Origin of the sequence: Algoriphagus litoralis (genome assembly GCF_003259255.1) — a bacterium.
GTDB lineage: Bacteria > Bacteroidota > Bacteroidia > Cytophagales > Cyclobacteriaceae > Algoriphagus > Algoriphagus litoralis.
The window spans coordinates 61769-74388 of the sequence record NZ_QGOL01000009.1 but is presented as its reverse complement, the minus strand read 5'-3'; the positions used below and the strand labels follow the sequence as shown (position 1 = coordinate 74388).

Genomic DNA, 12620 nt, shown 5'->3' with positions numbered 1-12620 from the left:
GTACAAAAAGTGAAAAGGAGCCGAATTGAAAAAGTAGAAAAAATAGGCTCAGATGAATCCATAGCCCTAAAGTTCTCCGGCCTATTAAGATCCTCCAGTTTAGATTCGTTTTTTTGAATACTACACCAGCACTCCGCTGGATTTTTCCGGTGTAACGCTATTTACCCAGAGTGTATCCACATGAAACCAACCAGCTTAACGCTAGACGCCTAAAACAGACTCTTATACCTATCAGGATAGGATTTTGCCTTTGGTCTGAGTATTGGACTACATCTGTCCTATCCGAAGGGGAATTCTTTGCCTGTGCTGAAAAAATGGGTGGACCAAAGATCTATTCAGCAGATGACAACTTTGGGTTTAATGGAAAAACCTAAAGCCTTTTTCCATAAAAAGCAGCTTGGAACCTTCTTTTATCCCCCATCGAATCCCAAATACAATGATTTGAATTTCAATCAATAACAACCCAAAACCAATACAAACTCACCACTATGGATACCCCAAACAAAAAAGAAAACGAGAAAACACGTCAGTTGTCAGAGGAAAGTACCTATTCCAAAGGCGAGTTCATGACCAGTAATCAAGGAGTCAGAATAGTCGATGATCAGAATTCCCTGAAGGCCGGTCCAAGGGGCGGCACCTTAATGGATGATTTCCATTTTCGGGAAAAAATGACCCATTTTGACCATGAACGGATACCGGAGCGAGTAGTCCATGCACGGGGAAGTGGAGCGCATGGTCATTTTGAGTTGATCGAATCGATGGCTGAATTTACTACGGCTTCCTTTCTTCAGGAACCCGGTACAAGTGTTCCGGTATTTGTCCGATTCAGTACTGTCGGTGGTTCAAAAGGATCAACCGACTTGGCGCGAGATGTCAGGGGATTCTCCACTAAGTTCTATACACAGGAAGGAAATTATGATTTGGTTGGGAATAACATCCCGGTGTTTTTCATTCAGGATGCGATGAAATTTCCGGATTTGGTCCACTCACTGAAGCCCGAGTCAGATAATGGAATTCCACAGGCAAGTTCAGCTCATGATACTTTTTGGGACTTGATTTCACTTATGCCCGAGAGTATGCACATGATTATGTGGTTGATGAGTGATCGGGCTTTGCCAAGAAGTTACCGGATGATGGAAGGTTTCGGGGTACATACCTTCCGATTTATTAATAAGGATGGCAAATCAACTTTTGTCAAGTTTCATTGGAAGCCCGTATTGGGTGCGCATTCGGTCGCCTGGGATGAAGCACAAAAAATATCGGGCAAAGATTCTGACTTCCATCGACGAGACCTGTGGAATGCCATAGAAGATGGAAACTATCCTGAGTTTCACCTGGGAGTTCAGCTCGTGCCCGAAGAGGACGAACACAAATTCGATTTTGACTTGCTGGATCCTACCAAACTGATTCCTGAAGAAGAAGTCCCAGTCAAAATTATTGGCAAAATGACTTTGACTGAAAACCCCAAAAACTTCTTTGCCGAAACAGAGCAGGTTGCTTTTCATCCCGGACATTTAGTTCCTGGTATTGATTTTACCAATGATCCCCTACTCCAAGGCAGGCTGTTTTCCTATACTGACACCCAGTTAATCCGATTGGGTGGACCAAACTTCCATGAAATCCCAATCAATCAGCCTGTAATTCCGATTCACAACAATCAGCGGGATGGATTCTCAAGAAGACAGATACCTATGGGAAAAGGGGGCTACCATCCAAATACCATGGCTGCTGGATGTCCATTCCAAGCTGGTCAGCAAAACGGTGGATTTACCCATTATGCTGAACGCATAGATGCTCATAAAGTCCGGGAAAGAAGCCCCAGTTTTAGAGACCATTTCAGTCAGGCCAAACTGTTTTACAACAGTCAATCTGAATATGAAAAGGGTCACATACTTGCTGCATTCTTGTTTGAATTAGGAAAAGTGACCTATTTGGAAATCCGGGAACGCATCACAGGGCTACTCCTGAAAGTGGATAAGGAATTGGCTGAAAAAGTGGCAGAGGGCTTGGGAATGCCTCATATCCCGGAGCCGGAATACCCATTGAATCATAGTTTCCCGGCGGATGCAGACCCGGCGGATTACCAACCCAAATCACCAAAATCAAATTCAAAATCGGTGAAATTCTCCCCAGCCCTGAGTATGAAACCTATGGACCAGAATCCTATTACCAGCAGAAAAATTGCGCTGTTGGTCTCAAATGGATTTGATCAAACTGCTTTGGACAACTTCAAAAAAGCGGTCATGGAAAAAGGCGGAAAACCTGTCCTGATTTCTTCCCGGCAGGGAGATATTTCTGATACCAATGGAGGAAAAGTCCGAGTAAATGAGACTTTTAAAACCTCCTCTTCCGTGCTATTCGACGCAGTATATGTGCTAGGTGGCGAGGATTCCGAGTATACTCAAGCCGCCATTTCCGAGGAGATTGAGTTTATTGAAGAGGCGTTCAAACACTGCAAACCTATTGGCTTTTCAAAGAAAGGAACTGAGTTGTTTGCCTCAAGTCGGATTGGAGTAACTATCAAAGAAAATGCTGGTCCACATGCCACATTTAGTGACTTGGGGGTGTTTACTGATTCCAATCCTTTGGAATTCATCAAAGCGCTTGGCAAACATCGATTTTGGGAAAGGGAAGCCATGGGATTAGTCTAGTGACAGTAAGACGAACCAGATGATTAAAAATTACAGAACCACACCTTCATTTACTGAAGGTGTGTTTTTTTTAAAGACTCAAAAAAAATAGCCTTCATCCGGATACAGATGAAGGCTATAATATATTGACCTTTAATTGATTAAAATCACTTACTGCATTTATCCATTGACCACTTTTCCCCCGTTGGGATGCAGTACTTGTCCAGTCATATACCTTGAGGCTTCGGTTGCCAGAAAAAGGTAGGAAGGGGCTATCTCATTGGGATGCCCTGCCCTACCCAACGGGACGTCTGAGCCAAATTCAGCTACCTTTTTGGCGGAAAATGATGCAGGAATCAGCGGAGTCCAAACCGGACCCGGTGCCACAGCATTTACACGGATTCCCTTTTCAGCCAGATTTATAGCTAATGATCGCGTGAATGCGACAATTGCTCCTTTCGTTGTGGCATAATCCATCAGCGAATCATGCCCCTTGTAAGCGGTGACCGAAGTGGTATTTATTATTGTTGAACCTGATTTCAGATGAGGCAAGGCAAATTGAGTCAGGTAGAAAAACGAGAAAATATTGACTGAAAATGTATGAAGCAATTGCTCTTGAGAGATTTCAGTTAAATCCTCTTGTTCAAATTGGACCGCAGCATTATTGACCACAATATCTATCCCACCAAATTTTGAAACAGTGGTGTCGATAATCGAACCGCAATGTTCTTTATTGCCCACATCGCCTTTGATCAGAAGACATTCAACTCCATATTCTTCAGCAACTCTTTTTGTTTCGCTTGCATCTCTATCTTCCTCCAAATAGGAAACCACCACATTCGCTCCCTCTTGTGCAAATAGCACCGCTACCGCCCTTCCTATTCCACTGTCACCTCCTGTGATAACCGCCGTTTTTCCACGCAATTGGGTACCTGTAGCCGATTGTATGGGCGAATATTCCGGGAGAGGGTTCATCTTATGTTCTTTTCCAGGTTGTACATCCTGTTTTTGAGCTGGATTTTGATCGCTTTTTTTTGAATCTGTCATGATGTTTAAAAGATTAAATTGAAAATAATAGGGCGCGTGGGCAGAGCTAACTCGGTGCCCATTCCCTTACGCACGGACAAGTTAGAGAAGGCAACACCCAGTCCCCTTACATCATTTCGCTTGTCAGTTGCAACATACGCACCTCAATTCCAGCTCTTTAATTCTTTGAACTAAACTCCTGAATTCCTTAAGGATTTCATACCTTATTTCTGAGTCAATCGGGAAACAGATCGGGGCAAGATGACCACGAATAAGGAAGCAGGTCAGGCTTTATTCAAAATCCCAAGAGTGATTTTCAATCCCAAAAACTTGCTCGTTACGCAATATCAGAGAAAAGAACTTTTTCGGAAAAAAAGCTGAGATCAGGTGTTTACAGGGTGTCAAAGCATATTTTCCAATAATTACCACTTCGTGGTTTTTTGACTTCTGGCATACAGCATTGCTGTGAACTCCGTGAAATACAGCCCCTTTCATTGAATGGTACAGGCCTTGTAAATAATACTGCACTGACTTCTAGACGATTCATCTGAAACATCCGCCTTCTTTTAAAATGGCTTCATTTCAGATTAAAGACTTTCCATCCTATGACCCAATCAAGAACCCTAGCAACCCTGAAATTCAATTTCTTTTTTGCAACAGCGATTTTACAGTCGGTTTCAGCCATTTACCTCATAAGGGAGTCCACGATCCAAAAAAATCGCTTTCTGAGTTTACCTGCTTATGTACTGTTGTTCCAAAGCGGAAAAAATATTCTGAAGTTAATCCAAGAATCCAGCGAATTGCGCCACTTGGAAAAAGAACAAAAACCCGCAAAGATTTCTGTATTAAAGGAGATTTCTCAGTTTTAAGGAAGACAAGAAAGCAGATTTTACCAGATTAAAAGACCATGGTTCCCGTCGAACTCCTTCATTACCCATCACACCCACACTTATGACGACTTTAGTAAAATATGGAACTATCTAATTTCTTAACTACGGTCCTCGCCGGCATTCTGGGAACTGTTGCCATGACACTGGTCATGTATGGCTATTCATTAATCAGCCAACAAAACACCAGAGTAATGGCAATTCTGGGCAGCATGGTAACAGGCAGCCCAACTGTTCCCAATGACAAGTGGAAGAGAAATCTTGCCGGGACGGTAGGACACTTCGGGATCGGTATCATTTTCTCCTTGTCATACTTCCTGCTGTGGAACTGGGGCTTCTTCGCTATCGAGATTGGAGATTCACTTTGGATTGGTTTGATTAGCGGGGTGATCGCAGTGATCGTATGGGGTAGTTATTTCCACTTGCACCATAATCCGCCAAAGGTTGATTTATTCCACTTTTTCATCGCACTATTAATCGCTCACGTAGTGTTTGGCTTGGTCACCGTGAATCTTTATTCATATCTGGCTCAGCCCTCAGAGTTTTGGTTTGAATTTCGACAGCGGATAAATGCCATGAACTAATTAAAAATCACCACTCATCCGATTCGATTATTAAACTTCTAAGAATTAAAATCAAAAATCGCTACTGAAAAACAGAATCAAAATCATCCTTCTACAGTTCATTTTCATGGAATTAGCCATTGTTTTATATCATTTAATCTGCGAATGATACAACATTTGTATGCATTTGATGTAATGGGAATCTATTTCATATAGCTAGGTTTGAGAAATCAATTTTGTGAATTGTCTCTCATTTTAAATCCACAGCACCATGAAACGTATTTTAGTAGCTGATAATCAACTTTCCCATCGTGATCTTCTTCAGCGGTTTCTCAGCAAAAACAATTTTACCGTAGAGACAGCCGCGACCTGCTCTCATGCCATTGAGCTTTTAAACTCGAAGAAATTTGACATCATCATCAGTGAGTACCTGTTACCAGATATGGAGGGTACTGCCTTTTTTGAAAAATGTAGGCTTCTTGCACCTGAGGTCCAATTCATTTTTATGTCTCGGGAAGTCAACCTTAAATGTGCCATTAATCTCATCCGAAAAGGGGTCCATCAGTTTTTGGAAAAACCGCTCAATCCCGATGAACTGCTGGAAATCATCCAATCCTGTGAAAATTCCAGTGAGTTGGTTCAGCAGAATAGTGATTTCAAGTCGCCTTCCCCTACTCCAAAACCAACCGCATACCAGAATCCAGACATCGTCTATGGAAACAGTAAAAAAGCGAAATGGATGATAAAACAGGCCCAAAAGGTAGGCAACACCAATTTCACCGTCTTGATAGAAGGAGAAACAGGTACTGGAAAAGAATCCCTTGCCCGGCTGATCCATCAGGAAAGTCCCCGAAAAGAAAAACCATTTGTAGCAGTGGATTGTGGGAGCCTAAGCAGAGAAATCGCCGGTAGCGAACTATTTGGGCATGAAAAAGGTGCCTTCACCGGAGCACTAAACTCGAAAACAGGTTTTTTTGAACAGGCAGAAGGCGGAACAATCTTTTTGGATGAAATAGCTAATCTGCCTATGGAAATCCAGATCTCTTTGCTTCGGGCCCTTCAGGAAAAAGTCATTCGAAAAGTCGGCGGATCCAAGGAAATCCCGATCGATGTAAGAATTATTGCAGCGACAAACGAGGATCTACTTGAAAAATCTCAGGAATATGGGTTCAGAGAAGATTTGCTTTTCCGGCTCAATGAGTTTGTGCTGAAAGTGCCGGCACTTCGCGAGCGGATGGATGATTTCCCCTTGTTTGTGGAGTTCTTTCTGGAACAGACAGCTAAAGAACTAAATCAACCCAAACCTAAATTAGGTGAAGGTGTGATGGAATATTTTACGCAGTATTTCTGGCCGGGAAATATCAGGGAACTCCGAAATGTAATCAGAAGGTGTTGCCTATTTGTGAATCGAAGTATGGAAATCCAGGTAGATTCACTTCCTCATCGGATTCTGGTAAATAAATCGGAAGTTTTTGATTCCAATCCAAAAAACTATAACCGATCCATACCTCAGCCCCTTCGCAATCCAGAACCAGAAGATCTCAAGACTACAGCGGCCCGTGCCGAATCCCAGCGGATTTTAGAGGTTTTGAAAGATGTTCAATACAATAAAACGAAAGCGGCGGAAGTCCTGAACATCCACAGAAAAACGCTGTACTCAAAACTCAAACAAATCAATATGGCGTAATCCTAGCCTGAATTACTAGCAGCAAACCACACCTTCGCAAATCAACCTTGAAAAGGTGAGGACTCTGCTGAATCTAATTTCTTGAAAATCTTAAGTTCCTCCTCAATCATATGATTTAAAACCGACTGTGTTGCCAGCCCCAATTCTTTGGACATGGTCAGCAGCCAGAGATATTCACATTGGAAAAAACGGGAAAGTCCGACGATCAGACCTCTGAGTTCCATATCTGAGATTTCCCGTTTTTGTGAGGCGACAGTAGAATAATAGTCCAACATAAAACCGGTCAAGGGATTGCCTTTACCAGCTATCGGACTGTCTATCAGGAGAAATAATTCCTGAATTCTTTCTATCTGAGGACCTTTTGACCGATAGTACAGCATGATGGTCTCCTTAAGCGAATCAGATTTCGCCACTAAATGAAGCAATGCAAGAATATCCAGCACCTTATTTTCAGCAAAGTAGATTTCCTGGATTTTCAATTCAAAAAGTTGAATCAATTGGTTCGTGGTGTAGGAACTTTCAAGACATATGCTGTAAGGCGTGTGGTTCATCACAAATTGAAATAGACTGATCAAAAGATTGGTTTCACCTTAAAACATTCCAAGAATTAGTCCACTTAACCGCCGGGAACAAAAACTTCAAACCGAATCAAAAAAACCCTTTGAACCATCCAGACAGCTATTCTTGAAAGATCAAACAAAGGAAAAGATGAAACCTGAAAACAGAGAACCCCACCTATGTCTCTATTTAGAAACGAGATGGGGCAGAAATGTACCAGCCTGATCGAAATAGAAACACTGCGGATCCCTGAAAACTTGAAAAATTAGATCCATAGATCCAAAACCTCCCGAGGTATATAAATTGAAACTCTTAACCCCTTACTCGACATGAAAAACCAAATCGACTTTACCATGAAATTTGCGACAATCCTCCTAACACTTCTGGTCCTTTTCTCCTGTAATCAAGAAAAGAAAGCCTTGTTAGAGAATGAAGACCAACCCCAAGTAAGTTCAACTCCCAAAACTTCCTCCCCCCAACCCGATTACAAAGAGCCTATCAGCACAAATAATGCGGTCAAGATTGGCCTCAATTCAAGCTCTGCTATCGATTGGGAGGCTTTTAAAAGTACCTTCCACAAGCCTGTGGATCTGATAGATTCAAAAGAGAATATGGCCATAGGACCCTGGATCAAAAGAGGAGAATACGACTATCAATGGGTCTATACTTTGGAAAACAACAATCTCTGGTTACAATCCTACGTCAAAAAAGAATCCTCTTCCGACGCGCTCGATTCTAATGTCACACCCCACTTACTCACACTTCAGAATGCCGACCAATTTGGATTAGGTTCCTTATGGAATGAAATGGTTGAGCGGGGATTGTTTCTTACAGATAGTCTGACTAATTAAAAAATGAAAATCAAAAATTAATGCTGTTGGATTTCAAATATGCTACTATTGGTCTTCACAAAGTTATTTACTTGTGAATAAAACTACATTTAAACCAGATAAATCAAACTGAGACCACCCAAGTAAATAATGATATAAATCTTCCAATGGGAAAAATTAAACTCACGCTTAAACGTTCGGATTCTCAGATATTTTTATCCTAAAAAATTCATAAATAAAAATACAGAATTATTTAGGATACCTAACACTAAACTGTGCTACAAAAAACTTATTTCAACAATTCAATAGTTTAATTTGACAAGGGAGATTAAAATTCACTCTTCATCTTGCTAAAAAAAATAAAATTAAATAAGGGAAAAGTTATCCGAAGATAACGATTCCCTTATTTACAAAATCATGATTAGTTATTTTCACCTTCAGAGCCTTGAGTTTTCACAATTTTATTATAGACACCAAACAGTAGAAAAGGTGCAGCCCATTGACCTACAAATAGTGCCAAATGATCTTTTCTCAAAATTTTCAGTGTCAAAGACACCCCCATGGAAGCTACAGCACTCCAGAGATATACATCAGATGGAATTTCCGACGTGGTGTTTTCGATTTTTTTCGCAGTTTCTCCTTCTTTTTTGCCTTGAGACATGATAGAATAGTTTAAGATTAGAATTAGTTTAAATGATGAAATCGAACAGACTTTTTAGGTTCTTATCGCATCGATACTAGATATAAAACAAGGTTCATACCCTAAATTTTCATTTTATGCAACAACCTTACATTTCCATCGAAATCATCCTTATCAGGCCTACAGATACATATTTTGAAACTAACATACAGAATAATGTAAATGAATTAGAAACATACTAGACCAAGCAGTAATGACTAAATGGATTAAAATTAAAAGTGTGGCAATATGTACCCATTTAGACTCCAAAATTCACACATAAAAAAAAGGAATTTATATCATTGGCAGCAGAAAACGTCATCCCGTTTTTGTCTAAAATTGAACTTTACTTGAAAAAAATTAATTTCTATATTGCTATTGGATTAACAAAAAAGAAAATCAACTAGCGGATAATCCATTTTTTTCTGAATCGAAAAACAATTTTATCAGGTAATCAAATGGACCAGTTAACCTGTGGCAAACTCTCAAACCGACTACACCATGATGCTTCTCTTCAACCACTCAAAAATCGTCAAAAAAGTCCTTCAGAAAGAGTTTAAAAGACTTGATATCCCATTTGAAGCTGTCAGTTCCTCTGAAATCAAACCGGTGGGCAATCCCTGCAAGGAAAAAATGAAAATCCTAAAAAAACGCCTCGCAGAATATGGCATCCAGGTAGTAGAAGATCCCAAAGAAAAACTGGTTGCCAAAATAAAAGAAGTGATTCACCAAATGGTCTACTCTGAAAACAACCTTCCCACTACAAAAAACTCTGTTCTACTTTCTGAAAAACTGGGATACAGCTACGGCTACCTCTCCACCATTTTTTCAGAATCCACACTGATATCCATAGAAAATTATATTATCCTCAAAAAGATTGAACTAGTCAAATTATACCTCCTGCGGAATGACGTCAGCATCACTGAAACTGCATTTAAACTCAATTACAGCAGTGTTGGTCACCTCTGCAATCAATTCAAAAAGAAGACAGGACTAACCCCTTCTGAATATCAATCCATTATGTCAAAAAGAATAGCTGCCTTTGTCTAATCCAGTTTTTAGAATTCTTCATGGCCAATCCACCCAGCAAAACCAGTAATCCACCTGTTAAAGTAATCTTGGCAGACGATGATCAAGACGATCAAATTCTGTTTCAAGATGCTATTGAAAGCCTAAACCTATCGATCGAATTAATCCCAATAAACCATGGCAAAGAACTGATTGAATACTTTGATAATCCCATGAATCCCATTCCGGATATCATATTTCTGGATCTGAATATGCCCTACCTGAGCGGTTTGGATTGTTTGCCAATTTTAAGAAAAATGGAAGCACTGAAAACTATTCCAATCGCGATCTACTCCACCTCCTCCTCTAAGCGGGATATGGAGGAATCACTGATCAGAGGGGCAAACATTTACATCAACAAACCGCATGATTTCTCCAAGCTCAAGCTTATCATCAAAAAAGTAATGGAAATCAATTGGCAGTACATGAATTCAGATTTTGACCCGGATACGTTTGTAATGAGTATTTAACAAACCATGATCATGAAAGACCCAAAAAGAACAAAGTTAATTCTCAGATTGTCCCTGATTGTGTCATTTTTGATCCTCACAGTGATTTTTGTGGTTACTTTAGAACAGTTTAGGTCTATTCCTGGCAGCCATGGACAGGTGGTCAATTCTTTTAAAATTCAAGACAAACTTCAACAGCTTTACATTTTGGTTTTGGAGGCAGAGAATGCGCAACACTCCTTTCTGCTGACCAAAAAAAATCCATATCTGATAAGCTATCAAGAAAAAAAGACTGCTACAAAACCAATTTTAGACTCTTTGGCTCAGGCCATTTTGCCTGAGAATCCTAAAAGAAAACATTTTCAAAAACTGGATTCTCTAATCACGTTGAATTTCAATTATTTAGATAAAAAACTTAGCAGTGATTCAACAAACAGCCAGGTCGAATTTCTCCTCGAGGAAATAGGCAGTGATACCTCGCTGATCGAAGAGATCAAAAAACTCAGCGATGGGCTGAAAAATACAGAAAACTACGAGACAGGGCTTCAACTACTCGAAAATCAACAAAAAAGCAGTATTCACTTATTTTATCTGCTGCTCGAAATCCTGTTTTCATTAGGTGTATTCACTACGGCGTACATCATTTTGGAGAAAAATCTAAAAAAACTTGAAGCAGCAAACAGAGATCTGGAAATTCAAAACACAATCTACAAGCAGGTCGAAAAAATCTCGAATGCAGGACATTGGTACTACAAAATGGGAGATGAAAAGCTACACTTTTCAATTAACTTTTTTGAACTGTTGGGCTACAAACATGATCAGGTTCAGCCTGATTTTAAAATGGCCATCAGACATATCCATAAGGCTGATCGCCCACTACTGATCAGCACACTCCGGAAAATTCTCGAAACTGAGGATACCTTCACCATTGAACTCAGACTTCTCCATCAGTCCGGGGTTTTCCGAACTTTCCGAATGATGGTCTGTCTGATGAATAATGAGTTTTTTCAAAAAATTGCCATCGGAGCTGTCCATGATGTGACTGAGCAGCTAGAATCAAGTTCAAAATTAGAACGGCTATTTTCCGATCTTAAAATCCAAAACAACATTTTCAAAAACGCAGAGATTCTCGCTGGTACAGGCAGCTATAGCTACCATCATGACTCCGGCAAAACCGAATTTTCAGACAATCTTTACCGCATTTTTGGGTACAAAACCAATGGTTTCACGCCTACTGCGGATCATATTCTGAAAGCAACTGACCTAGTAGATCAGAGCAAATCTTATACGGATCAGGATTTAATCCGCTTGATAGAGCAACAGTGTGACAAGCAAATCAAAATTTCACTTCCCGGTGGAAACTTTGCTTTTCTCACCTGCAAAACGAAACGGATAGTCATAGGTGAAGAACATATTTCCATAATCACTTTCAAAAACATCTCTGATGAAATCAGCATCAGAAACAGGTTGGAGGAAAATAATACCGAATTGACACAAACCGTACGGGAGCTGGACTCCTTCAATCATATTGCCAGTCATGATCTCCAGGAACCCCTGCGAAAAATTCAGACATTTGTCTCAAGGATTCTGAGTGAGGACCAGTCTGGTCGGGATTCCAAAGAGACGGACTACCTGATCCGGATTCAGACTGCTGCCGATCGAATGCGCAAGCTCATCAATGATCTGCTTTCATTAACCCGAATCGTGAAAGGAGAAAAAGTCTCCTCCATCGTTTCTCTAAATCAGCTGCTTGAAGAATCAATTAAAGATCTGACCCCCGATTTGCTTGAAAAGAAATCAGTAGTTTCTTACACGATTTTACCTGAGGCTGATGTCATTCCTTTTCAGATTCGTCAATTGTTTGATAACCTGATTTCAAACTCCCTGAAATATTCCAAATCTACCGAACCGCTCCGCTTGGAAATTGATTCTCAGAAAATCACCAAGAAAGAAATTGAGCGCTTCAACCTTTCCAATCCGAAGGAATACTTCAAGATCGCTTTCATCGACAACGGGATAGGCTTTGATAAAATTTATGCGGATAGCATTTTTTCTCCGTTCAAAAGACTGCACGACCGAAGTGAATATTCAGGAACTGGGATTGGACTTTCTATTTGCAAAAAAGTGATGGAAAACCACAAAGGATTCATTTACGCAACCTCTGAAGTGGGTCAAGGCGCTTGTTTTTACTTGATCTTTCCAAGAAAACAGCAAAACACCTAACCTCAGGAAAGTCTCTAAAA

Annotated in this window: 11 protein-coding genes; 8 read left to right on the top strand and 3 right to left on the bottom strand. The window is 40.3% G+C overall.

The window, feature by feature from the left end; all coding sequences use genetic code 11:
• The first annotated feature begins 488 nt into the window (after nucleotides 1–488).
• Complete coding sequence (locus tag DK188_RS11820) at nucleotides 489–2651, top strand: catalase (RefSeq protein ID WP_111671038.1); 2163 nt, start codon at nucleotides 489–491, stop codon at nucleotides 2649–2651.
• A 159-nt stretch (nucleotides 2652–2810) separates the two neighbouring features.
• Here the strand turns inward: DK188_RS11820 and DK188_RS11815 are convergent, their stop codons facing one another.
• On the bottom strand, nucleotides 2811–3677 hold the full coding sequence (locus tag DK188_RS11815; protein WP_111671037.1) for a glucose 1-dehydrogenase: 867 nt from the start codon (nucleotides 3675–3677) through the stop codon (nucleotides 2811–2813).
• A 550-nt stretch (nucleotides 3678–4227) separates the two neighbouring features.
• Between DK188_RS11815 and DK188_RS11805 the strand changes: the two genes are divergently transcribed.
• The 3 genes from DK188_RS11805 (at nucleotide 4228) to DK188_RS11795 (ending at nucleotide 6793) form a co-directional block, all read left to right on the top strand.
• Nucleotides 4228–4557, top strand: coding sequence for a hypothetical protein (locus DK188_RS11805; protein WP_157963227.1), 330 nt, complete (start codon nucleotides 4228–4230; stop codon nucleotides 4555–4557).
• A gap of 69 nt (nucleotides 4558–4626) precedes the next feature.
• Complete coding sequence (locus DK188_RS11800) at nucleotides 4627–5127, top strand: hypothetical protein (protein ID WP_111671034.1); 501 nt, start codon at nucleotides 4627–4629, stop codon at nucleotides 5125–5127.
• 250 nt (nucleotides 5128–5377) lie between these two features.
• On the top strand, nucleotides 5378–6793 hold the full coding sequence (locus DK188_RS11795) for a sigma-54-dependent transcriptional regulator (RefSeq protein ID WP_111671033.1): 1416 nt from the start codon (nucleotides 5378–5380) through the stop codon (nucleotides 6791–6793).
• 41 nt (nucleotides 6794–6834) lie between these two features.
• Here DK188_RS11795 and DK188_RS11790 read toward each other — a convergent pair whose 3' ends face one another.
• Nucleotides 6835–7368, bottom strand: coding sequence for a DUF892 family protein (locus tag DK188_RS11790; protein WP_157963226.1), 534 nt, complete (start codon nucleotides 7366–7368; stop codon nucleotides 6835–6837).
• A 312-nt stretch (nucleotides 7369–7680) separates the two neighbouring features.
• Between DK188_RS11790 and DK188_RS11785 the strand changes: the two genes are divergently transcribed.
• The gene (locus tag DK188_RS11785) at nucleotides 7681–8202 is read left to right on the top strand and encodes a hypothetical protein (protein WP_111671031.1); all 522 of its coding nucleotides are present in this window, start codon (nucleotides 7681–7683) and stop codon (nucleotides 8200–8202) included.
• Nucleotides 8203–8602: 400 nt separating this feature from the next.
• Here DK188_RS11785 and DK188_RS11780 read toward each other — a convergent pair whose 3' ends face one another.
• Entirely contained in the window at nucleotides 8603–8842 is a 240-nt protein-coding gene (locus DK188_RS11780; RefSeq protein ID WP_111671030.1) for a hypothetical protein, read from the bottom strand.
• A gap of 492 nt (nucleotides 8843–9334) precedes the next feature.
• Here DK188_RS11780 and DK188_RS11775 point away from each other — a divergent pair, with 492 nt between their 5' ends.
• From DK188_RS11775 to DK188_RS11765, 3 genes are read left to right on the top strand one after another with little or no spacing between them, the layout of a single operon-like run.
• Nucleotides 9335–9910, top strand: coding sequence for a helix-turn-helix domain-containing protein (locus tag DK188_RS11775; RefSeq protein WP_111671029.1), 576 nt, complete (start codon nucleotides 9335–9337; stop codon nucleotides 9908–9910).
• 20 nt (nucleotides 9911–9930) lie between these two features.
• Complete coding sequence (locus tag DK188_RS11770) at nucleotides 9931–10398, top strand: response regulator (RefSeq protein WP_111671028.1); 468 nt, start codon at nucleotides 9931–9933, stop codon at nucleotides 10396–10398.
• A gap of 12 nt (nucleotides 10399–10410) precedes the next feature.
• Complete coding sequence (locus tag DK188_RS11765; RefSeq protein ID WP_198673011.1) at nucleotides 10411–12600, top strand: ATP-binding protein; 2190 nt, start codon at nucleotides 10411–10413, stop codon at nucleotides 12598–12600.
• Nucleotides 12601–12620: the final 20 nt, after the last annotated feature.